The organism is Burkholderia sp. BCC0322 (genome assembly GCF_902833045.1).
In the GTDB taxonomy this organism is placed as follows: Bacteria; Pseudomonadota; Gammaproteobacteria; order Burkholderiales; family Burkholderiaceae; genus Burkholderia.
Map to the genome: position 1 here is coordinate 54,841 of NZ_CADFDU010000004.1, position 22,145 is coordinate 76,985.

The following is a 22,145-nucleotide window of genomic DNA, read 5'->3' on the forward strand; positions in this document are numbered from 1 at the left end:
TGGAGCCTGCGCCCCTCCACCCACGCACCCGCCCCGCATGGATCATCTGCAAGCAATGCGCATCTTTGCGCGCGTCGCCCATCTCGGCAGCTTCACCAAGGCGGCCGAGCAGTTGCAACTGCCGCGCCCGACGGTCAGCAACGCCGTCCAGTATCTGGAAAAGCACCTGAAGATTCGCCTGCTGCAGCGTACGACGCGGCGCGTCGCGCTGACGGCCGAAGGCGCGACCTATTACGAGCGCTGCGTGCGGCTCCTGGCCGATCTGGACGATGCGGAAACGCTGTTCGAGGACGCCGGCACGACGCCGCGCGGCGCGATCCGCGTCGACCTGCCCGAGCGCTTCGCGCTGAACCAGGTGATTCCGGCGCTGCCGGGTTTCCACGCGCGCTACCCCGACCTGCGTGTCGTGATCGGCACGACCGACCGCTTCGCCGACCTCGTCGCCGATGGAATCGACTGCGCGGTGCGCGTCGGCGCGATGTCCGACACGTCGCTCGTCGCGCGGCGCATCGGCGAACTGGCGCAGATCAACTGCGCGGCGCCCGCCTATCTCGAGCGGCACGGCACACCGCGCTCGCCGGACGAGTTGCCGGACCACGTCGCGGTCGGCTATTTCTCGAGCCGCACGGGCCGCGAGCTGGACTGGGAATATGCGGATATGGATACGGGCCAGCTGCACGCGGTGAAGATGCGCAGCATCGTGTCGGTCAGCAGCTCGCAGGCGTATCTCGCGTGCTGTCTTGCGGGCCTCGGGCTGATCCAGGCACCGCGCGAAGGGCTCGGGCCGCTGCTCGCCGACGGCTCGCTGGTCGAGGTGCTGCCGGAATGGAATGCCGAGCCGCTGCCCGTGTCGGTGGTGTTCCCGACCGGCCGGCATCTCGCGCCGCGTGTGCGGATCTTCGTCGACTGGCTCGCGGAAACCCTCGGCGCCACGCCTCGGGCGGATTGACCGCGGGCGGCGCCGGAGCACGCGGCCCAGGCACCGCCCGATCAGGATCAGAACTTGTGGCGGATCGCGGCGCGCACCGCGAACTGATTCGACGACGCCGACGGGCCGTCCGTGCCGACCACGTAGCCGCCGTCGGCCGCCGTGCCGGTCTTGTCGCCGGCCACCTTCTGCCATGCGCCCTGCAGGTACACGTCGGTGCGCTTCGACAGGCTGTAGTCGGCCATCAGGCCAACCGTGTGGTATTTCGGCTTGAACGTCCCGGCCGCCGCATCGTACTTGCCGTCCGTGTACACGTATTGCGCGCCGAGATAGAAGTCGGGCGTGAGCTGGTACTTGCCGTTGATCTCGATGTTCTGGAACTTCGTCGCGGTCAGCCCGAGGCCGGCGAACGTCGAAGCCGGCAGGTAGACGGTCGACACCGGGTTCTTCACGTCCGTCTTCGTGTAGACCAGGCCGACCGTGGCCGGGCCGAACGTGTAGTTGACGCCGCCGCCGAAGATCCGCAGGCGGTCGGCGACGAAGTTCGCGTCATCCGCCGAGATCGCGCCCGCGCTGCCGACGCCCGGGCTGTTCGCCTGCAGATACGCAGCCGCAACCTGCAGCCCGGCCAGCGAGTACTGCGCGCCGAGGCTGTACTGGCGGTTGTTCGAGAAGCCGGTGCTGTTGCTGAAGCTGTACGTGCCGCCGAACGTCAGGCCGTTCCAGTCGGCGCTCGCATACTTGACCGTGTTGTTGACACGGAACGAGTTGTCCGTGTTGTCGTTGTCGAACGGGTGCGAGAACAGCGTGCCGCCCCAGTTGCCGTTGGCGGTGAGCGGCGCGAGATAGTCGACCACCGAGTCGTACTGACGGCCGAAGGTCAGCGTACCGAAGCGCGGCGCGCTCAGCCCGACGAACGCCTGGCGGCCGAACATGCGGCCGCCCTGGCCGAGTCGGCCGTTGTTCACGTCAAAACCGTTTTCCAGCGTGAAGATCGCCTTCAGCCCGCCGCCGAGATCCTCGCTGCCCTTCAGGCCCCAGCGGCTGCCCTGCGCATAGCCGCTCGCGAGCTGGTAATTCGATTTTCCGACCCCATTGACGTTGACGTTGTTCGTGTAATTGAAGCCTTCGTCGATCACACCGTACAGCGTCACGCTGTTCTGGGCGAAGACCGGCGCGGCAAAAGCGGCCAGCGCGGCGGCAAAAATGACGTGCTTCTTCATGACGGATCTCCGGAGCCGGGGGCCGGGCGGGTCGAGCGCCCGGCGAATGTTTGGTCTGTTGTATGTGTGGCCCGCAGGGCGGACGACGCGGTGTGCGGCCGCGTGAGGTCAAAATGGTGTCACGTCGCAAACCGTCCGTCCATCGGGGCAAGTGAACCCTGCGCAAACCGTTGCGCTCGTCCAACTGCCCGTTGCGCAGACTGCCTGACCGGGCTTATCGGCACCGGCAAAACCGGCGGCCATCCGCGTAAACCCTATGTTCACCGCATCGGTGGCACAATGCGCATCCGCTCGTCATTTCTTCACGAAGTCATGCTTCACCCCGATTCATGCGCGGCGCGCGCCAGCGGCCCGCGCCGGGAGGCGGTCCGATGACCGCACCGGCCCGGGCCGGCCGCTACGCCGAACTCGATTTCTTCCGCGGCCTCGTGCTGCTCGTCATCGTCGTCGATCACATCGGCGGCAGCATCCTGTCGCGCGTGACGCTGCATGCGTACGCGCTGTGCGACGCGGCCGAGGTCTTCGTGTTCCTCGGCGGTTTCGCCACCGCGATCGCGTACAACTCGCTCGCCGAGCGGCACGACGAGGCCGCCGCGCGCCAGCGCTTCATCCGGCGCGCATTCGAGATCTACCGCGCGTTCCTCGTGACGGCCGGCCTGATGCTGCTGATCACGGCCGCGCTGAACGCGTTCTCGATCGACGGCCCGAACATGCCGACCAACGATCTCGACGGCCTGCTCCACAAGCCGCTCGCCGCGCTGCGCGACATCCTGCTGTTCCGCCGCCAGCCGTACCTCGCGTCGGTGCTGCCGATGTACGCGTTCTTCGCGCTGCTCGTCCCGCTCGCGCTGCCGCTCGCGCGCACGCAGCCGTGGCTGCTGCTCGCGTTCAGCGGGTCGCTGTGGTACGCGGCGCCGCACGTCGCGCGCTTTTTGCCGACCGTCGAAGGCGCGCCGTGGGACTTCAATCCGTTCGCGTGGCAGTTCCTGTTCGTGCTCGGCGTGATCGCGCGCTGCCAGCCGGTCTACCAGACGCTCGCACCGAAGCCGCAGGGCTGGCTGCTGACGGCCGCGGCGCTCGCGATCGTCGCGGCCGGCGCGTACTACCGGCTGCGCGTCGAGCCGTTTCCGACCGATCCGTCGATCAAGCAGAACCTCGGCGCGCTGCGGCTCGCGAACTTCCTCGCGATCGCGTGGCTCGCGGCCAAGCTCGTGCACCTCGGCTGGATGAAGAAGGTCGCGCACGCGATGCCGTGGATCGGCACGATCGGCCGGCAGGGGCTGCTGTGCTTCGTCGCGGGCACCGCCATCTCGCTCGCGGTCGATTCGGTGCTCTACCAGGCGACCGAAGGCTATCTCGACGTGAAGCTCGGCCTGACCGCCGACGTCGTCGCAATGGGCCTGCTGTATCTCGTCGCCAAACTCTACGGGCCGCTCGTCGCGCGGCTGCCGTTCCGTTCGCGGCGATGACGCGCCGCGCCTTCATGCGCCGCTGCTACGATAGCCGGCGCCTCTCCTGAAACGATTCGACATGCGCCGACTCGCCCTTCCGTTCGCCATCGCCCTGATCGCCGGCTCCATCGCCACGGCCCGCGCCACGCCGCCCGCACCGGCGGGTTCGCCCGCGCCGCCGCCGGCCGTCCAGACCGCGACGACCCCGTCGGCCGCCCAGGAACCCGCACTCAATCCGGGCAGCAGCGTCGTGCTGCGCACGTTCCGCTCGGCGTCGCTGAAGCGCGACTGGTCGTACACGGTCTACCTGCCGCCCGGCTACAACCCGGAAGGCGCGCGCTACCCGGTGATGTACCTGCTGCACGGCAACGCCGGCAATGCGAACGACTGGGTCACGCAGGGCCGGCTGCAGGCCACCGCCGACACGCTGATCGAGCGCCGCGAGATTCCGCCGGTCGTGATCGTGATGCCGCAGGGCGGCACCGACTGGTACGTCGACCGCAAGGAGAAGATGCAGAGCGCGTTCCTCAACGACCTGCTGCCCGAGGTCGAAGCGCACTTCGCGGTGTCGAACCAGCGCGCGGGCCGCGCGATCGGCGGCGTGTCGATGGGCGGCTTCGGCGCGCTGCGCTTCTCGCTGCTCGAACCCGGGCTGTTCTGCGGCGCGATGCTGCTGAGCCCCGCGATCTATGCGAACGAGCCGCCGCTCAATTCCGCCGCGCGCTATGTCGGCGTGTTCGGCGACCGGCAGTTCGACCCGCGCGTGTGGCACGAACTCAACTACCCGGCGCTGATGCGCGGCTATTTCGCGCGCAGCTGGCGGATTCCGATGTTCATCGCCGCCGGCGACGACGACCTGACGATCCAGGCCGAATCGAGCGTGCTGTACACGCACCTGCGCCGCGCGCAGAACCCGGCCGAGCTTCGCATCGTCGACGGCGGGCATACGTGGGACGTCTGGCGCGGGCTGCTCGGGCAGGGGTTGAAGTACGCGCTCGAGTGCGTGAAATGACGGCGGGCGGGCGCTGCCCCGCCCGTTTTCGTCAGGCTGGCCGGTAACCGGCGGGCCGCCGGCCGTCGCCCCGAGTCATGCCCTGCGCCCGCGATCCCGGCGCGCCTGTCGCGCCAGATGGCGCGCTCAAGATCGCGCGGGGTCAAAGCCACGTGCCGCCCTGCCGTTCGCTCGGCTCCCCGGCCAGCGCGTCGAAATCGTGAATCCAGTCCAGGTGATGCAACACGCTGTCGCGCTCGGCCAGACGCGCATTGCGCGCCTGCGCGGCCGGCCCGTCGGGCAGGTGCAGCACATCGGCCACGGAGATCGACGCGTACTGCACCTTGCGCGTGCGGCCGCGGCGCAGCCGCTCGTACGCTTCCTGCGCTTCGCGCCAGTTGCCCGGCCCGGCCTGCGCCAGTTGCGCCGCCAGCACCACCGCATCCTCGATCGACTGATTCGCGCCCTGCCCGTGGTGCGGCACCAGCGCATGCGCGGCGTCGCCGATCAGCGTCACGCGCCCGCGGCTCCAGCGGCCGAGCGGCGGCCGGTGGAACAGGCCCCAGCGCTGGCTGACCGGCACGGCCGTGATCATCTGCACCACCGCCGGATGCCAGTCCCTGAACACGCGCAGTTGCTCGCCCTCTTCCGACGGCATCACCCAGTCGCGCGACGGCCACGGTGACGGGTGACGCTCGACCAGCAGGAAATTCTGGTCGCCGCCGTCGCCGATCGGATAATGCAGCAGGTGCCCGTGCGGCCCGATCCAGTACTGCAGCGTCTCGGGATCGGGCAACAGGCTCAGCCGCGCGGCCGGCACCACGCCGCGAAAACCCGAGCAGCCCGAATACAGCGCATCGTCATAGCCGAGCATCCAGCGCCGCGTGATCGAACGCGCGCCGTCCGCTCCGATCACGAGATCGGCGTCGACGCGCACACCGTTGTCGAACGACAGCGTGACGCGATCGGGATGCTGGGCCAGATCGGTCAGCCGATGGCCGAGACGGATGGATTCGAGGCCGACCGCCCTGGACAGCACGGCCTGCAGATCCGCGCGATGCACGCCCCAGTAAGCGCCGCCGAATTGCCGGCGATAGTCGGGGTCGCCCCGATGACGGCCGATCACCGCGCCGCTGCGGCCGTCGCGATAGACGAGCCCCGGGATGTCCGCGCACACCGCATCGAAGGCCGCACGCAATCCCATGCGTTCGTAGAAGCGCGTCGCATTGGCCGACAGCGCGACGGCCGCGCCGACTTCGCGCAACACCTCGGTCTGTTCGTAAAGCTGCGCGTCGATGCCGTGCTCGCGCAAGGCGAGCGCGAGGGTCAGGCCGCCGATCCCGGCGCCGACGATCGCAATCTTCAGGTTCGTCTGCATGATGAAGGTGTCTCCGATATTCCGATGTGGGGTCTGCGGCTTGCGCAGCGGTCATGTCGATTGCATGGGCCGTATCGGTATTCTCGGGAGCGGGTTTTCATCCCGCAATAAAATGACCGGAATCTGCTTCATCACTGGATGAAATGAACCCGGCGAGGCCCACCCCATGGAATTGAGCGATATCGATCTCAACCTGCTGCTGCTTTTCCAGCGGCTGATGCAGGAACGGCGCGTGTCGAGCGTCGCCGAGCAGATGAACATGAGCCAGCCGGGCGTGAGCAACGCGCTCGCGAAGCTGCGGCGCCGGCTCGGCGATCCGCTGTTCGTGCGCGGGCCCGGCGGCGTGGTGCCGACGCCGTTCGCGCTGCGCCTCGCGGAACCCGTGTCGCACGCGCTCGCGACGCTGCATGCCGCGCTCAATCCCGAGACCGGTTTCGATCCGCTGCGCGCCACGCGCACGCTGACGATCGGCATGACCGATATCGGCGAAGTCGTGTTCCTGCCCGCGCTGCTCGAACACCTGTCGCAAGCGGCGCCGGGCATCGCGCTCAATACCGTGCGCGACACGAGCGTCAACCTTGGCGACGAAATGGCCGACGGCCGCGTCGATCTCGCGATCGGCCTGCTGCCGCAGCTCAAGGGCGGCTTCTATCAGCGCCGGCTGTTCGATCAGCGCTATGTGTGCCTGTTCCGGCGCGGCCATCCGCTCGAGGAGGCGCCGATGACGGTCGACGCGTGGCGCAATGCCGAGCACCTGGTCGTGGTATCGGCCGGCACCGGTCACGGGCAGGTGGACGAATGGCTGAAGCGCCGCCGCGTGGCGCGCCAGGTGCGGCTCACGGTGCCGCATTTCATGAGCGTCGGCTACATCCTGCAGCGCACCGACCTGATCGCGACGGTGCCCGAGCATCTCGCGCAGCAGCTCGCCGCACCGTTCTCGCTGGGCTGGCGCGCGTTGCCGGTCACGGTGCCGGGCGCGCCGATTCACATGCTCTGGCATACGCGGGTCAACCAGGACGAGGGGAACCGGTGGCTGCGCGACGTGGTGGTCGATCTGTTTGCGGAAACGGGTGCGCGGGCACGGAAGACCGCACCCGGCCGGAAGAAATAGCCGAGCCCATCGCGCCATCGAGGGTGCTTTACGATGTCGCTCGAACCTGCGCGCCGCGCATTTCGACTACATTGCCGAAGGTGGCGACGATCCCGGTCATCGGCCGCCTTGCCCCTCTTTCAACCAGCAGGAAATCAAGCCATGTCTGTCCCGAATAAAATCGCAGCCGTCACGGGCGCCGGCTCCGGCATCGGTCGCGCAGCGGCCATCGCGCTCGCCCAGGCGGGATTCACCGTCGCGCTGCTCGGACGCACCGAGGAATCGCTGCGCGAAACGCAGGACGCGATCCGCACCGCCGGCGGCGACGCGCAAGTGTTTCCTGCAGACGTCACCGATGAAGCGTCGGTCGACCACGCGTTCGCACGGATCGCGCAGCAGTTCGGCCGGCTCGACGTGCTGTTCAACAATGCCGGCCGCAACGCCCCGCCGGTTTCACTCGACGAATACGAATTCGATGTGTGGAACGGCGTCGTCGCGACGAACCTGACCGGCGTCTTCCTGTGTGCGCGAGCCGCATGGCGCCTGATGAAAGCGCAGACGCCGCAAGGCGGCCGGATCATCAACAACGGCTCGATCTCGGCGCACGCGCCGCGCCCCGACACGATTGCGTACACGGCCACCAAGCATGCGGTGACCGGAATCACCAAGTCGCTGGCGCTCGACGGCCGCCGGTACAACATCGCGTGCGGCCAGATCGATATCGGCAACGCGGCGACGTCGCTCACGGAACGGATGACGCAAGGCGTCCCGCAAGCCGACGGCAGCCTCGCGCCCGAGGCGCGCATGGACGTCACGCATGTCGCGAACGCGGTTGTCCAGATGGCGAACCTGCCGCTGGACACGAACATCTTGAACATGACGATCATGGCGACCGCGATGCCTTTCGTGGGCCGCGGATAAACGCAGGCGGCGCGGCAGACGGGCCGGCGCTAGCGTCGTATCCGTCGATGCGGACAGCAGCCCGGCCGCGTGTCGTCAACTTGCCTTGGCTTTCTTGCCTGCGGACGGCGGCTTGCGTATCGCGAACCGACGGCGGTCCTTGCCCCTGATCCAGAGCGGCGCGTTGCCGCGCCCGCTCCACTCCTTCCCGCTCGCCGGATCGCGATACCGCGCCGGCAGTACTTTCACGATGTACGCCCCTCGGCGGCCGTTTCGGCCGACCAGGTCGCGATGCTTGATCGCATAGGTGTCCATCAGCGCATGAACCTCCGCGATCGCATCGATCCGTTCTCGTGCGCGTGCCCGCTCGATTTCCTCGTCCAGTTCGACCAGCTCGGCAACGAGCTGCGCATAGGTCTTGCTCACGCTCATCTTCTGCTTCCTGTCCCGCATCCACACGCGAACCAGCATGATTCGCATGACTAACCGACTGTTTTACAACGCCCCGAGACAACGGCATTCGTTTGACCGGCACGCGACGCGACGCTGCGCGCCGAATAACGCGACGCGAAGAGCGGGACAACCCGCGGAACGCCGACGCCGCGGCATGCACCCCGATGCCGCAAACAGACGAACGCGCCCGGCCGAACCGATCATCCGCGCGGAACACGCCCGCCGCGGACATCCGGATGCACAATCGCGCGCCGCATTTCACATATCAAGTGATATGTGAAATGCAATCGTAAAGGTATCTATCTCAAATATCAACTGATATCCTTCCTGCCATGAATACGGCGCCCCTTCCCCCGCGGCTGAGCCGCGAAGAAAGTCGACTGCAGACCCGCGCACATTTGCTCGCCGCGGCAAAGCGGCTGTTTGTCGACCGCGGTTTCGGCGCCACATCGCTCAGGGATATCGCGGCCGAGGCCGGCTACACGCAGGGCGCGTTCTATTCGAATTTCGCAAGCAAGGAAGAATTGTTCGTGGAGTTGATGCGGGAGCGATCGAAGTCGCAAGTGGCCGACATCGCCCGGGCGCTGAGCGACCCGTCCGCGACCGGGGACGACATATTGAATGCGCTGGAAGCCTGGTCGCGGACCGTCGATGCCGAGCCCGAGTGGTCGGTCCTGGGCGTCGAGTTCAAGCTTCAGGGGCGGCGCAACCCGGCGTTCGCAGCGGCGTCGCAGGCGTTACTGGACGGCCACCGCGATGGCCTCGCCTATTGCATCGAACAGATTTTCGCGCGGATGAAGAAGGTGCCGCCCGAATCGCCGGCCGTCCTGGCCGTGTCGTTCATGGGGCTCTCGCAAGGCCTGTCGCTCCAGCAGTCGATCCTGTCGGAAGTGCCGATCGGGCACATGATCATGGTGATCTTGCGCAGCCTGCTGGCGGCGGCGGCGCCGGTGCGCTGACCGGCGACATCGAGTGCGATCGCCGGAGTGGCCGGCGCCGCGATGGGGCCGGTGCGCGCGTGACGCGGTTCGCCGCGTTGCGGACGTTCGCCGTACCCGATGCTGCCCGTATCCGGGCAGCACTGTGCTGCCGCGCGTTGATCGCAGGTCATTCACGAACGACGCGATGCTGCGGCGATGCACCGGATGCAAACGTGCGGCGTCACGCTCGCAGGATATCCTCGGCAACGCGTTCGAACGGCACGCATCCTTGCCGAAGCTCGACCGCCTGGTCGCTCCCGAAATCGATATGGCCGCTGTTCAGCCCTCGATTCAGTTCGATGAATCCATCGATTGCAGCAATCGAGAACGGATTCATCGCGAGTACCCCGGCCCATGCGGACGGCTCAAGCGCGACCGGCCGCACCGGCCGATTCAGCAGGCGCGAAAAGATGTCCGCGATGTCGCCGGGCGAATATGCCGTCGGCCCTTCGAGCCCGATCTTCCGGATACCCGTCCAGTCTTCGCGCAGAATGTCCGCCGCGACGCGGCCGACATCCTCGGTCGCGACCATCGGAATCGCACGCCCGACCGGCGCGAGCAGGCTTGGCAAGATGCCCTCCGTGCGGACCGGATCGACAACACGTGCCCAGTTTTCCATGAAGTACGCGGCACGCAGGAACGTGACCGGGATTCCCAGTTCGGCCAGCCGCCGCTCCGCGGTCCTGTTGGTCGCGATCACGCCGGTGCCGTCCGGCCGGTCCGCGCCGACCGACGACAACAGCACGAGCTTGGGCAGGCCCGATGCGCGGACCGCTTCGGCAACGGCGCGCGCCGTCACGTCCGCGCCCTGCGCGACCCAGCGCGCCGCCTTCGCGCGATCGCGCACGACCACGCGAACCGCAACGCCTGCATCGATCAGCGCCTGGGCCGCGACGGCTCCCGTGCGCCCGGTGACACCCGTGACAACGTACATATGCTCTCCAGACAGCCGCCCCACCGGTTGGAGCGATGGCTTCGATGATGTACGCTGGCCTCACATAACTCAAATGCATACCGATCATGTCCAGCATGCACGAACTGGATTTACGTTTCGTCGACCTCAACTTGCTCAAGCTGCTCGACGCGCTGCTCAAGGAGCACAGTGTCACACGCGCCGGCATGCGGCTCGGTCTGACTCAGCCCGCAGCGAGCCGCGCGTTGGGCCGACTGCGCACCCTGCTCGACGATCGCGTCGTCGTGCGCACGCCGAAGGGGCTGGAATTCACGCCGCGCGCGGCATCGCTGGCGCTGCGCGTCTCGCGCGTGCTGGCGGAAGCGGCCAGCATCGTCGCGCCCGAAAGATTCGATCCCGCCACCGCGCGCGGGAAGTTCTCGATCGCGTGCCTCGACCACATGGCGCTCATGCTGATTCCAGACGTGAATGCGCGGCTGGAACAACGCGCGCCGGGGCTGAATCTCGAAGTACCGCCGTCCCGCGGCAACAACGTCGAACTCGTGGCGGACGGCACGGCTGGCATTGCGCTTGGCGCATTCGAAGACGATGCGTTGCCCGCAGGCTTCTATCGTCGAACGCTCTACGAGGACAGCCTGGTCTGCATCGTTCGAACCGGACATCCGATCCTGTCGGCGCGACTGACGCCTGGGCGTTTCGCGGCGTTGTCGCACGTGCTGGTGACGATCGGCGGCCGGGGCGGCGAGTTGGTCGACGCGGCTCTCGCGCGACACGGGCTGCACCGCCGAATCGCGATGCGGTTGCCGCACTTTCTGGTAGCGCCGATGGCCGTCGCGAAGAGCGACATGGCGCTGGTGCTGCCGCGCCGCCTCGCGCAGCACATCGCGTTGTCGATGCCGATCACGCTCGTGGAATTGCCGGTCGATGTGCCGCATTTCGTGCTGTCGATGATCTGGCATGAGCGCACGCACGACGATGCCGCGCATGCGTGGCTACGCGCTCAGATCGCCGATATTGTGCAGGCGATAGAACCGTAGGCGCGTGCTCGATCGCCCGCTACGCATTGGCCTTGACGGGATCCACTTCTCCCTCAAACATCCGGATCCGGAACCCGAGTGTTTAGAGATTCGTCGAGATCGACCGATATCGACGCATGTTCCAAGAAGCCCATCCCACACGGATTCTGCGGGAAATTCTCGAATTTTTAGATTAACTGACGTGGATCGATTTCCGTAGCATTTGCCTACACGATGCCTACATGGACGGCAAATGACCAAGCAAAACTTCGCGGTCGCCTGAGTCGAGGGATTCGAATGCGAGCCCGGCAAGCAGCAAACGATCTATTGGGATGCGAAAGCACCCGGCCTCGGACTTCGCGTCACGGCCGCTGGCGCACGATCCTACCTATACCAGTTTCGCGGACTGCTGCCGGATCGCGGCATCGAGATTGCACTGGGGTTCTATGCGCTTCGCACCGTGTTGCCCGCTTCGTCGATCATCGCTTCCAGCACTTCAACGATGAAGCGTGCGCGATTCTCAAGCGATCCGCAGTAGCGACCGGTGCGCCAATTGGTCCCCGACGACAGGAACTGTTCCGGCAGATAACCGGAGGACGCATGAAGTTCGACTCCGTCGAATCCGGCCTGCAAAGCGTGACGGGGTGCAAGCCGGTACTCGTCGACGATGGCTGCAATCTCGTCGGTGTCGAGCGCGCGGGGCAGGAACATGCCATCACCGCTCCACCGCAACAGCTTGAGCTAGTCGCCTCGCCTGCCGCGAAACACGAACACGTGACCCCAGCTTCCTCCTTTTTACTTGTTTACCCAAGGCATGGAGAGGTCGATGTCAGAAACCAGCTTTCCACCGCCGAAGCTCATGTTCTCCAAGGGAACGGCATACATAATCAGAGTGACATCGTCCTGGCTGACACCAACCTTTTCTACTGCGTATCGGGTGACCAACTCAGCGAGCCTGCGTTTCTGCTCCACCGTCCTGCTCGTACCGGCCGTCACCGTTACGATCATGCGCTTGTCGGATCTCTTCATGTCAGGAAAGGTCGGATGGATGAAGAATTCATCGTCCTTGTGCTCACTGATGACGACGAAACGGTCATCCATGGGCGTATCCATGGCTTCATGAAGAGCGAGATTTAAGGCATCCGCCAGAGCTCGCTTCTCTTCGCTAGAGAACTTTTGGGCCGGAATGTGGGCGTGAAATATTGGCATGAGTGTTTCCTCGGTGGTGATGTTCAGGTTAAATGAGGCGATGAAGTGCGTTTCGATGCGTGCGCTGCTTCAGCGGCCTCGGCAACCCTAGCTTTTATATCCCGGAGGAACCGAGAAAATCTCCGCCTCCGGTGGCGGCAGGTCAGCAGCGCCGTTCGGGTAGAGTGCCTGTGCCCCGGCCAACGTGTTAAGAGACTCGCGAAGCAACTTGATTTTGCCGCCCTCGGCAACGAGGTATCCCGTGAACAAGTGATGGATGAGACGCCCGGTCGACGCCGCGCGCGCTTCCGCCAGGTATTCGGCGTACACCTGGTCCTTCGTTTCGATCAGCACCACGGTATGCTCGGGTTTGAAGCTGAAGCCGGGATAAAGGTCGCCGCCGACAAAATCATAGAGCTTCGCGATGGCTTCGCGTCCCTGATGGCGGGTCTGGATGCCGAGCGAATGGAGGAATGGGAGTTCCAGCACGCCGTCCTCGGCGAACAGCTCGGCACATTTCTTGCCATCGGGGACAACGGCAAGAAGGTCTAACAGTAATGTTTTTGCATCAGTCATGATCAGTTATCCTCATAAAAAAATTGGCGAACGCCGCCAGGGGTGGCACAGTCCGATCAGTTCGGAAAGCTGTCGCCAAACATCGGGAGCCCACTTTTCGAACCCTCGGGCGTGGCCTCGTCCTGGATCACGTCCCAGTGTTCGGCGAGCTGGCCATTTTCAATACGAAGTATGTCGGCCACGATCCAGTTTACCGGGGCGCCGAATCCTGAGAAGCGGCCATGAAGCATGACATGATCCCCTGAAGCCACGGCCAGCGCATTTTCGTAGCGAAGCTCGGCGGGCGCTGCCTTGACGAGATCGAACAGGCCTTCGCGGCCGGGCGCAATATGGGCACTGTGCTGGATATAGTCGGGCGACCAGAAGCGTTCGGCCGCAGCATAGTCGCGCTTGTTGAACAGCGTATCAAACGCTTCCAGCACGAAATCCTTGTTTCTCTCTTCGGTGCTCATTGCTTATCCTGCTCTTCGTTACCTGTTGGGTTCATGGGGGAGTGTGCAGATCAAATTTCTGCCATCTCCCATGGCGATAAGTTCAACTTCCCTGCCACGCGCGCCTTTCGCACCGCCTCGGCTTGCTAGGTGGGATGACCGTATTCGCTGTCGCAAACAATCGATACCAATAACTACGAACGGCGGATACGTTCAGTGCGTCTGACATGACAATTCCTTTGGTGACTTTGTGACCATGTGGAAACGCACTGCCTAGCACATAGGTCACAGTGTATCCCACACAGTCACACACAGCAAGCAGATTTGAATCATGCCGACCGTTTGGTCACGGGCTTACCGTAGGGAGGCGAGCCACCAACGCCCTGGAGAAGCTTCCGCCTCGAATCCATCGCGCCGCTCAGACGGGGAAGTTGAGCCTATCAAACTTGGCCGCCAACCCATCCCACACCGTGTCGTCAAGAGTGCGCCCCGAGAGATCTCGACTCTGCAAGCGCGTGCCAGAAAACATTCCCCACTCGAACACCATGTTCTGGAGAGCGGCTAGCGAAGCTGCGTATGGAGCATTGCATGTCCGGGCATGCCGGGAAGCGGCCGCGAGCCGCCGGAGGCTTGTGATCGGCTTGGCAAAATGAATGTGTGCGTGGTACAGTAACACACATTGAAAATATCGGCTCACTCCGCTCATAACCGCTCTAATTCAGTATTAGCCGGCACAGAGAATGTGGTGAGCACATTAAGTAGGATAACGTCGTGTCCACATCCACTCGTTTCGCCGTTGCGATCCATATTCTGACCAGTATTACTTTGCTTCGCGGTCGAGCGGTACGATCCGAAGACATCGCTAGTAGTGTCAATACTAATCCTACGGTGATCCGCCGCATCCTCGGTACGCTGGCCGATGCTGGCCTGACTCAAGCCCAATTGGGGCTGGGCGGGGGGGCCCTGCTAGCCAAGCCGGCTGACCAAATTACTCTGCTGGATATCTATCGTGCTGTCGAAGAGCCACCATACTTTGCTCTTCACCGCTCTCCGCCCAATCAGGCCTGCTATATCGGCCACAACATCACCCCCGTGCTGGAGAGCGAATTCAATCGACTTACCGGAATATTGGAAAGTGCGATGGCGGAAACCACTCTGGCCGATATCGTTCGCAAAGTCGAAGACAAAGCTGGTACGCCATTCAATCCCAGTAACCCGAGCATCCTAGCTGACGCCAACTAGGCTCTTGCATTTTTTCCATCACACGAACGTCTGGTGCAGTAACGTCCGATCTTTCTTGCGCTAATCTGAGCGGCCCTCTGCGATCCGGACAATTCGCAATGGCTATCCTCGAATACATCACCTACCCACGCTTCCCCGAGGTTCTGGCACCACGGGAGCTACAAGCCTGTTGCCCACCGCTGCCCTACGAGCTCGAATGGATCGCCGGTCAACGCGCGGCAAGCGATCTCGATTGGGTGTGCTGGTGCCGCTGAAGGTGTTTCAGCAGTTGCACTACTTCCGATACATCGCCAGCGATCAGCGCACCTTGGACGGCAGGCACCCGAAGCGATCGCGAAAACGCTCGGCAAAGCGCGCACGGGATTTGTATCCACATGCTTCGGCAATATGCGGCACGCTCCAGCCTGTGGTTTGCATCAGCATCATGGCGTGATGCATGCGCACGTCGATCAGTAGTTCTTCGAAGTGCATGCTTTCACCCGCAAGACGCCGTCTGAGCGTGGCCTCGCTCATTGCGAGTTCTCGGCTCGCTTCATGAGCGGTCCAGCGATGCGAGGGTCTTTCGCCGATCAGGCTCCTCAAGCGGTCCGCGGTAGTCGGTTGTTGTGTAGCGACGGCAAATTCATATCCGCGTTCTGCAAGCGCGATCAGAAGGTCCAGCAAACGATGCTGGAGTCGGCCATCGCTGATACGGGGGTCTTCTATGCCGCTCAGACAGTACGCCAGTGTTGACGCCAGCTCATCATCGAGCGGTACCTGCCGGGCAGATTCGGTACCGGAAATGAACGGCCGCGCAGGCAAATGCTGGCGACGAAATTCGGCCAGTATTCCGGCCGAAAACGTCAGGAAGATCGAGCGGAAGCGCGGTTCATCCACGCCCGGCGTCTTCAGTAGATCCATGCAGGCATGCGAGTCGACCAGGATCACGGACGTCGGCGCGTCGACCGTCAACTGTCGCGTCCCGTCGTCGAGCGTCAATGCGCCCGATACGACGAGCAGCAGGGTCGCCTCGAAGAAACGGAAGCGCCGGGTGACCTGAGGCTGTCGCAGACATGGCCGGGCCAGGCGGCACCCGTCGCGCTTGAGGGCCGGTGTGCCCGACGGCAGGCGCATACCGTCGTCACTTACGGTATGGCGAAGCGAAAACGCGAGGTCAGGTGCAGGCGGTGGCCAGGCCATGATCGATTCCGGCGTTCGCGCTCAGGCGGGCAGAACCTTCGGGTTCAAGCTGTACAGCCCTGTCAGGCTAGCCTTGGCCAATACCGGTGCAGCATCGAGCGCCGCACGAACGTTGGTGCCGGTCAGCGGACCGGAGATTTCGAGTTGCGGTGTGGCGAGCGCGTACACGGTGAACACATAGCGGTGAACCAGGGTATCGTTCCACGGCGGGCACGGGCCGTCGTAGCCGTAGTAGTCGCCTTTCATCTGCTCGTCGCTCGCAAACCAACCCGTGTAGTCATTGATGCCATGACGCAAGCCCTCAGGTGCTGTCGGGCCGGACTTGCCGCGCGGCGTCACGCCATCGGCATGCGTGGCGGCTGCGATTCCGGTCGTACCGGCCGGGATGTCGAGCAGCAGCCAATGGTAAAACTCGACACGCGGCAGCGAGGCCGGCACTTCGCGACCTTCCTGGTTGACGTCGTCACCGCGGCTCGGTACATCGGGATCGTGGCAGATCACGACGAACGACCGCGTGCCTTCCGGCACGTCGCTCCAGGCCAGATGCGGATTCCGATTCGACGAAAGACTGACGTGCGTGACTGGATCGGGAACGGCGAAAGCAAATTCCCCGGGGATGTGTTCGCCGTCATTGAAGCTTTGGCTCGTGAGTTGCATGGTGAGTGTCGTCCTGCGCGTTGATAAGGTGAGCGGCTATCGGTACGTCACCGTTCCAGCCGTGTTGTGCATTCTAGGAGCACAGGGACAGACAATGTTTCCAATTCCGATCAGAAATTTTATATATCCGATCAATTTGATTGTATGTGGTTGTTTTATGGTGTCGACTCGATAGAGTGCCGCGATTCATGGAGTGACTGTCGGGTCTCGTCCTGGAGACGGTGACCGGCAGACTTCCGGTGCTTTCTCTCAATCGGGCAGCGGTGGTCGTTTTAAAGCTGGATCCTCCTTCCCTGAAGTCGTTCGAGCGGGTCGTCGAGGACGACACCATCGCGAGTGCGGCTGCGCGCGAACACATCGCGGCGGCGGCAGTCAGCCGTCGGCTCAGCAAACTCGAGGATGCGCTCGGCACGCGGTTGCTGGTGCGAACCAATAAAGGTTTCGCATCGACCGCGGCCGGTTTCCATCTCGTGGCCATGGCGCGCGACGTACTCGACCATCTGCACAACATCGCGACGCGGATGCGGGAGTTTTCGGACGGGCGGCGTGGACTGGCAAGACTGCTCGTCAATATCTGGGCGGTATCAACCCTCATGTCGGCGCTGATCCGGTCGTTTGTCGAGCGAAACCCACGAGGCCATCCGATAGAGGCGATCCCCTGTTGTGGCGCAATCGGCCTATGCCGGAAAACGACGGTGCCGAAATCTGGGAACTACGCCAGGCCGCGGCCTTGCTGAGCAGTTACGAATTTGGAGGCCGTCCGAATCGCGCACGGACCTCACGCGGCCGGTGCGCAATCGTGAATCTGTCGGCGCCATGTGGCGCCAAGATAGCCTGGCGTCAGCGTACGGCCTGTTCGGGCAATCCAACCCACTCAGACAGGCGTGCGGCGTCGCTCAGTGATTCGTTCGGTCATTCTTTCTGGCCAGCGCGCCCGAGACAAGAGAACGGGATTCAGCGGCGCTCTTTCGATGATCGCGATGCAAGGTGTCCGCGAGCACCGCCTCGATTGTCGTGGCCGCAAGTGTCTTTCGAACACCACTGTCGATCGAGGCATAGACATGGCTCAGCACCGGCCCGATGCCTCGGCCGATGGGGCATGCCTGGCTGGGCTTCGAAGGGTGCAGCGCAAAGTGCGCGCCCTCTTCAATTGCGTCAAAGACGTCAAGCAAGGTGATTGCGTCCGCACTCCTTGCCAGACGCCACCCTGCATTGACGCCGCGATAACTCTCGACAAGGCGGCCTTTCGCAAGCAACCCGAGCGTACGACGAATCACCACCGGGTTGGTGTTGACGCTCGCAGCGATCCGATCGGATGTGACCGGATCAGGATTATCCCGCGTGGCGAGCGCTATCCAAGCGAGGATGTGGGTTGCCACGGTCAACCGACTGTTGGCGCTCATTGAAAGCCTGTGTTCGCTGATCTGGTTGTAACCATATTCATTACAGCATGGGCTGTCAACCTGACATGCTCGGACAAGGAGGTGATGTCGCGCATGCGTGGTTTTCGTATGGCGAATGATTCAAGGCCACACCCAGGCACCCTTGACGTGCAGAAACCGGCCTCTCATTGATGTCGGCCGTTCGCGGTAAGAGACTTGCGTTGAGGGCCCGGATGATTTATGTTGTAACTATTGTTGTTACATCTAAAGACGTTGTAATCACGCATGCGTGCGTTTCGTTCCATAGTCAGCGGAATCCGAGCCGCCGCTCCTCTCTCCTTTAATATCGAAACGGGAAGCCCGCAGATGCCTACACTCTTCGATCCTATCCAAATTGGCGCGTTAAAGTTGTCGAACCGCGTTGTCATGGCACCGCTCACGCGCATGCGCGCGTTCGCCGAGCGCAGTCCAGGCGAGCTCAACGCCCGACACTACGCGCTGCGTGCGAGCGCGGGACTTGTCATTACCGAGGCGACTTCGGTCACGCCCCAAGGCGTTGGCTATCCCAACACGCCAGGCATCTGGACCGAGAAGCAGATTGCCGGCTGGAAGGAAGTGACATCAGCAGTGCACGATGCGGGGGGCCTGATCGTCTCGCAGTTGTGGCACGTCGGGCGAGTTTCCGACCCGATCTACCATGGCGGCAAACTTCCGGTCGCGCCCAGTGCCATTGCGCCGGAAGGCCATGTGACGCGCGTGCGACCTCAGCGCCCGTACACCGTACCGCGTGCGCTGGAGACCGAAGAAATCCCCGGCATTGTCGAAGATTTCCGGGTCGGCGCCGCGAACGCACAACGCGCGGGTTTTGATGGCGTCGAGCTACACGCGGCAAATGGCTACCTGTTCGATCAGTTTCTGCACGACGGATCGAACCAGAGGACCGACCGTTACGGCGGTTCGATCGAGAATCGCGCACGCTTCCTGCTGCAGACAGTCGACGCGTTGCTTACAGTTTGGGAGCCGGGCCGCATCGGCGTGCATCTGAACCTGATGTCGAGTTCATACTCGATGCGCGATTCGAATCCGCGCGCACTATTCACGTATGTCGCCGAGCAACTCGACCTGCGCAACATCGCTTTCATTTTTGCGCGCGAGGCGCTGGATCGCGGTGACGATCGCATCGGCCGTGACGTGCGACGTGTCTTCAAAGGCGCCTACATTCTCAATGAAGGGCTGACGAAGGAGAGTGCTGAACTGGCCATCGAACGCGGCGAAGCGGATGCGGCGGCGTTTGGGCGTCCGTTTATCGCCAACCCGGATCTGGTGGAGCGCTTTCGACGCGATGCGCCGCTTAACACGATCAATCCGGAAACCATCTACGCGGACGACGAAACCGGCTACAACGATTACCCGTTGCTCGATCACGCAGTCTGAAGCCGGCGCCCGGCCGAGCGGCATCGTACTCCGACTCGCTTCGTCGGTCTCAGCGAGTCCCGCTTCGCAGCGTACAGGATTTCAACACCCCGAAGATCTCACAGCAGGCCAGCACGAACGCCGTGAAGTGCGACAGGAACGCGGCCGGCGCAAACTGGCCGACCCGCAGGAAAGCCAGTGCGCCGAGGCCATGGCCTTTCGGCGCGGCGGCGGCCGGCTGTTTGATCGGCTGCGGCCAGGTAATGTTGCCTTCCTTGATGACCGTTAGGCCGCGAATCGCATCGCCGTCGAAGTCGACGTTGATCGTGCCGTCTTTGGTCTTGCACAACTCCTCGATCGCGCGCAGCAGGTTGGATGCATACAGAGCGAGACGCGACGTGAAATCCGTGTAGCCGACGACGGTCACGCCGTGGCGCACCACCGCCTCGCCGGGCACGGTCAGCTCACAGTTACCACCCTGCTCCGCTGCCATGTCCACGATCACGCTGCCCCGCCTCATCGACTGCACCATCTCGGCCGTGATGAGCTTCGGCGCCAGCTTGTCTGGAATCAGCGCGGTCGTGATGACAATGTCCGCGTCTTTGGCCTGCTGCGCGTACATGGCGCGCTGTGTCTGCCGGAAGCCTTCGCTTATGCCCCTGGCGTAGCCGCCGCCCGAGCCTTCCTCGTCGTAGTCCACCTCGACGAATTCGCCGTCGAGGGACTTGACCTGATCGGCCACCTCGGCGCGCGTATCGTTGGCGCGCACGATCGCACTGAGACCGGCCGCGGTGCCGATGGCCGCCAGGCCCGCGGCACGGTAATCACCATCGCCAAAGTTCGCACCTGCGCCGGCCCCGCTTTGCACGGCCACCGCGAACCCAAGCTTGATCAGTTTCTCGACCACCTCGGGTCGCGCCACAGAAGCTCACTCATCGTCTCCTCCGGCATATGTGCCATCTATGTGGCACATTCATCAATATCAACTACCGCGCCGGTACAACTCAACCCATGCACGAATCGAACGATTACTCCGTGTTGAGCTTGTCTCCGCTTTGACTGGCCGAGTTGGTAAAGCCTGCCGCTATCTTGTCCTTCCAGCCCAACGTGCGCCACACGACAGCGGAGTCTGCCATGAATTGCTTGAACCAGGCACTCGGCATCCCGTTGTACGTGGGCGAACCGAACACAATTGCTTCGCTCGCATCCAGTCTTTCCCGTGGGGTCGCACCATAACCTACCGCAATTAGCTCGGCACATGCTCAGGAAATCGGGCGAATCCCGTCCGCGACCGCCAACGCTTGCTCTGCCGTACGACCGAATTTACTGTCGTAAGCGATTGAGATCAGAATACTCCGTCCGTCGCATAGCACTTCGACTAAGCACCCTTGCCCCCGTCGGTTGCAACCGGCGCCGAATCGTCCGGCTGGTAGAAGTAGCTCCGGTCCAATTTCCCGATCAGCCGATCGCCAAGCTCTGCGGAGAATTTCAGTAGCATGGGCAGCGGGCGATGATGAATGCTCAGTTCATCGATCTCCCCCTTCTCGTTCATGGTCAGCACGGTGACACCCGACAACTCCAGCCCGCTATAAGTGCGCGCCTCCCATTCCAACCAGGTCCTTCCGTCGGTCTTAGCCTGGTCCGTAAACACGAGATGTTCGTAGCTCTCGCTGGCACCTGCCATCACCGCCTTCACCAGGTCGCGGCCTACAATCGGCCTGACGAGTGCGCTCGCAATGAGTCGCACATCCGGAGCAAGTGCCGCTTCAAATGCAGTGCCGGCATCTTTGGTGAACGCGTCCGTCCAAGGTTGGCCCCGGACGGATTTACGAACATCTGTTGCCATTTTCTCCTCCTATGGAAATAGAACTGTCTGCCGGTCGATTACTGCTCCGTTGCCCGGGCGAGGTCAGCGATGAAATCAGTCAGCAGTTCAGCGACCTTAGACGGTTGCTCGACATGAGGCCAGTGCCCCACCTCAGGGATAAGGACCGTCGACGCCTTGGCGAACCTGGGGCTGACCATCGATTCGATCAATTCTGGGGTGACGAAGGCATCCTCGGCTCCTCCTGCAATGAGTACAGGACTCGAGAATTTGCTCTTTTCGTTCCCTGACAAATCTCCCGCGCTCCATGCATCAAAGAGTGCGCGAGCCGTCTCGGGACGGACCTTCATGCCCACATTGACTAGTTCGTCAATGATGCCCTCCGCATGGCGTCCCGCAAATTGCCTGCGAAGCTCGCGCTGCGCCGTGGGGTCGCCCCCTAGCGCACGCATTTGTGCCGCGATCTCGTCCGGCATTGGGAGACCGCCCAACGGCACTGGCGTGAGAAGCATCATTGCAATCACCTGATCCGGCAGTGCCGCTGCGACCAGTTCGGCAATCTGGGCACCCATGCTTTGCCCAACCAGCAATACCGGCCCCGAAATATTGTCGAGTATCGGCACCACCTCTCCGGCAAGCCGCGACAGGGTGAACGGTGCGGATGCGGCTGCGCGTGTGCCCATCCCGCTGAGATCCGGCGCCACACAGACGATGCCAAGCTTTGTGAGACGATCCATCACCGGTTGCCATAGCCGACCTTCGTCCAGGAATCCGTGGATGAAGACTACCGACACATCTTGGTTCTTCCCGGCAGCGACAGTGCCTGTGGTTCGAGATTGAGTAGTGCTTCCGGCCGCATTCGATTTCATTGCCATAGTCCCTCCTTCATTTCCGCGCCACACGTTGTTGCGCTTCTCAACATCAAGGCG

At 63.3% G+C, this 22,145-nt stretch carries 23 protein-coding genes and 3 pseudogenes; 12 read left to right on the forward strand and 14 right to left on the reverse strand.

The annotated features are described in order from the left end of the window. The first annotated feature begins 37 nt into the window (after positions 1-37). Positions 38-949 (forward strand): LysR family transcriptional regulator, encoded by a 912-nt coding sequence (locus HWX39_RS13415; protein WP_175968569.1) that lies wholly within the window; start codon positions 38-40, stop codon positions 947-949. A gap of 47 nt (positions 950-996) precedes the next feature. Here the strand turns inward: HWX39_RS13415 and HWX39_RS13420 are convergent, their stop codons facing one another. Continuing rightward, positions 997-2,151 (reverse strand): porin, encoded by a 1,155-nt coding sequence (locus HWX39_RS13420; protein WP_175968570.1) that lies wholly within the window; start codon positions 2,149-2,151, stop codon positions 997-999. Positions 2,152-2,522: 371 nt separating this feature from the next. On the opposite strand from HWX39_RS13420, the gene HWX39_RS13425 reads away from it, so the two are divergent. Next, a complete protein-coding gene (locus tag HWX39_RS13425; RefSeq protein WP_175968571.1) occupies positions 2,523-3,620 on the forward strand; it encodes an OpgC domain-containing protein in 1,098 nt (365 codons plus the stop codon). A 61-nt stretch (positions 3,621-3,681) separates the two neighbouring features. Beyond that, positions 3,682-4,614 (forward strand): alpha/beta hydrolase-fold protein, encoded by a 933-nt coding sequence (locus HWX39_RS13430; protein WP_175968572.1) that lies wholly within the window; start codon positions 3,682-3,684, stop codon positions 4,612-4,614. 142 nt (positions 4,615-4,756) lie between these two features. Here HWX39_RS13430 and HWX39_RS13435 read toward each other — a convergent pair whose 3' ends face one another. Next, a complete protein-coding gene (locus HWX39_RS13435; protein ID WP_175968573.1) occupies positions 4,757-5,971 on the reverse strand; it encodes an FAD-dependent monooxygenase in 1,215 nt (404 codons plus the stop codon). A gap of 166 nt (positions 5,972-6,137) precedes the next feature. On the opposite strand from HWX39_RS13435, the gene HWX39_RS13440 reads away from it, so the two are divergent. Both HWX39_RS13440 and HWX39_RS13445 read left to right on the forward strand, forming a co-directional pair. Beyond that, positions 6,138-7,082: a LysR family transcriptional regulator gene (locus HWX39_RS13440; protein ID WP_175968574.1), complete on the forward strand. Its 945-nt coding sequence runs from the start codon at positions 6,138-6,140 to the stop codon at positions 7,080-7,082. Positions 7,083-7,223: 141 nt separating this feature from the next. Further along, positions 7,224-7,982: an SDR family oxidoreductase gene (locus tag HWX39_RS13445; protein WP_175968575.1), complete on the forward strand. Its 759-nt coding sequence runs from the start codon at positions 7,224-7,226 to the stop codon at positions 7,980-7,982. A gap of 75 nt (positions 7,983-8,057) precedes the next feature. Here HWX39_RS13445 and HWX39_RS13450 read toward each other — a convergent pair whose 3' ends face one another. After that, positions 8,058-8,393, reverse strand: coding sequence for an H-NS histone family protein (locus HWX39_RS13450; RefSeq protein ID WP_244134986.1), 336 nt, complete (start codon positions 8,391-8,393; stop codon positions 8,058-8,060). 353 nt (positions 8,394-8,746) lie between these two features. Here HWX39_RS13450 and HWX39_RS13455 point away from each other — a divergent pair, with 353 nt between their 5' ends. Then, the gene (locus HWX39_RS13455) at positions 8,747-9,373 is read left to right on the forward strand and encodes a TetR/AcrR family transcriptional regulator (protein ID WP_175968576.1); all 627 of its coding nucleotides are present in this window, start codon (positions 8,747-8,749) and stop codon (positions 9,371-9,373) included. A 202-nt stretch (positions 9,374-9,575) separates the two neighbouring features. On the opposite strand, the gene HWX39_RS13460 is transcribed toward HWX39_RS13455, so the two are convergent. Beyond that, a complete protein-coding gene (locus HWX39_RS13460) occupies positions 9,576-10,328 on the reverse strand; it encodes an NmrA family NAD(P)-binding protein (protein ID WP_175968577.1) in 753 nt (250 codons plus the stop codon). An 86-nt stretch (positions 10,329-10,414) separates the two neighbouring features. Between HWX39_RS13460 and HWX39_RS13465 the strand changes: the two genes are divergently transcribed. Continuing rightward, positions 10,415-11,344, forward strand: coding sequence for a LysR family transcriptional regulator (locus HWX39_RS13465; RefSeq protein WP_244134987.1), 930 nt, complete (start codon positions 10,415-10,417; stop codon positions 11,342-11,344). 232 nt (positions 11,345-11,576) lie between these two features. Continuing rightward, a pseudogene (locus HWX39_RS36215) lies at positions 11,577-11,726 on the forward strand (preprotein translocase); the annotation flags it as partial. Positions 11,727-11,767: 41 nt separating this feature from the next. Here the strand turns inward: HWX39_RS36215 and HWX39_RS13470 are convergent. The 4 genes from HWX39_RS13470 to HWX39_RS13485 form a co-directional block, all read right to left on the reverse strand. After that, positions 11,768-12,034, reverse strand: coding sequence for a hypothetical protein (locus tag HWX39_RS13470; protein WP_175968578.1), 267 nt, complete (start codon positions 12,032-12,034; stop codon positions 11,768-11,770). An 84-nt stretch (positions 12,035-12,118) separates the two neighbouring features. Then, complete coding sequence (locus HWX39_RS13475) at positions 12,119-12,532, reverse strand: tautomerase family protein (protein WP_175968579.1); 414 nt, start codon at positions 12,530-12,532, stop codon at positions 12,119-12,121. Positions 12,533-12,619: 87 nt separating this feature from the next. Next, on the reverse strand, positions 12,620-13,087 hold the full coding sequence (locus HWX39_RS13480; protein WP_175968580.1) for a nuclear transport factor 2 family protein: 468 nt from the start codon (positions 13,085-13,087) through the stop codon (positions 12,620-12,622). Between the two features lie 56 nt (positions 13,088-13,143). Further along, complete coding sequence (locus HWX39_RS13485) at positions 13,144-13,539, reverse strand: nuclear transport factor 2 family protein (RefSeq protein WP_175968581.1); 396 nt, start codon at positions 13,537-13,539, stop codon at positions 13,144-13,146. Between the two features lie 750 nt (positions 13,540-14,289). Between HWX39_RS13485 and HWX39_RS13490 the strand changes: the two genes are divergently transcribed. Both HWX39_RS13490 and HWX39_RS13495 read left to right on the forward strand, forming a co-directional pair. Continuing rightward, the gene (locus tag HWX39_RS13490; RefSeq protein ID WP_175968582.1) at positions 14,290-14,760 is read left to right on the forward strand and encodes an Rrf2 family transcriptional regulator; all 471 of its coding nucleotides are present in this window, start codon (positions 14,290-14,292) and stop codon (positions 14,758-14,760) included. A 98-nt stretch (positions 14,761-14,858) separates the two neighbouring features. After that, positions 14,859-15,040, forward strand: a pseudogene (locus HWX39_RS13495) (hypothetical protein); the annotation flags it as partial. A gap of 17 nt (positions 15,041-15,057) precedes the next feature. Here HWX39_RS13495 and HWX39_RS13500 read toward each other — a convergent pair. Continuing rightward, positions 15,058-15,939, reverse strand: coding sequence for a helix-turn-helix transcriptional regulator (locus tag HWX39_RS13500; protein ID WP_244134989.1), 882 nt, complete (start codon positions 15,937-15,939; stop codon positions 15,058-15,060). A 21-nt stretch (positions 15,940-15,960) separates the two neighbouring features. After that, positions 15,961-16,596, reverse strand: a complete 636-nt coding sequence (locus HWX39_RS13505; RefSeq protein ID WP_175968583.1) for a YbhB/YbcL family Raf kinase inhibitor-like protein — start codon at positions 16,594-16,596, stop codon at positions 15,961-15,963. Positions 16,597-16,817: 221 nt separating this feature from the next. Between HWX39_RS13505 and HWX39_RS13510 the strand changes: the two genes are divergently transcribed. Next, positions 16,818-17,333 (forward strand): LysR family transcriptional regulator, encoded by a 516-nt coding sequence (locus HWX39_RS13510; RefSeq protein ID WP_244134990.1) that lies wholly within the window; start codon positions 16,818-16,820, stop codon positions 17,331-17,333. A 159-nt stretch (positions 17,334-17,492) separates the two neighbouring features. Here the strand turns inward: HWX39_RS13510 and HWX39_RS13515 are convergent, their stop codons facing one another. Then, complete coding sequence (locus tag HWX39_RS13515) at positions 17,493-17,999, reverse strand: Rrf2 family transcriptional regulator (protein ID WP_175968584.1); 507 nt, start codon at positions 17,997-17,999, stop codon at positions 17,493-17,495. 345 nt (positions 18,000-18,344) lie between these two features. Between HWX39_RS13515 and HWX39_RS13520 the strand changes: the two genes are divergently transcribed. Further along, positions 18,345-19,412, forward strand: coding sequence for an alkene reductase (locus tag HWX39_RS13520; protein WP_175968585.1), 1,068 nt, complete (start codon positions 18,345-18,347; stop codon positions 19,410-19,412). 103 nt (positions 19,413-19,515) lie between these two features. On the opposite strand, the pseudogene HWX39_RS13525 reads toward HWX39_RS13520, so the two are convergent. From HWX39_RS13525 to HWX39_RS13540, 3 genes and pseudogenes are all read right to left on the reverse strand, one after another. Further along, a pseudogene (locus HWX39_RS13525) lies at positions 19,516-20,304 on the reverse strand (hypothetical protein); the annotation flags it as partial. Between the two features lie 465 nt (positions 20,305-20,769). Next, positions 20,770-21,237 (reverse strand): nuclear transport factor 2 family protein, encoded by a 468-nt coding sequence (locus HWX39_RS13535; RefSeq protein WP_175968587.1) that lies wholly within the window; start codon positions 21,235-21,237, stop codon positions 20,770-20,772. 38 nt (positions 21,238-21,275) lie between these two features. Beyond that, positions 21,276-22,091 carry an alpha/beta hydrolase gene (locus HWX39_RS13540; protein WP_175968588.1) on the reverse strand — a complete coding sequence of 272 codons (816 nt, stop codon included), beginning with the start codon at positions 22,089-22,091 and terminating at the stop codon, positions 21,276-21,278. Between the last annotated feature and the right edge of the window lie 54 nt (positions 22,092-22,145).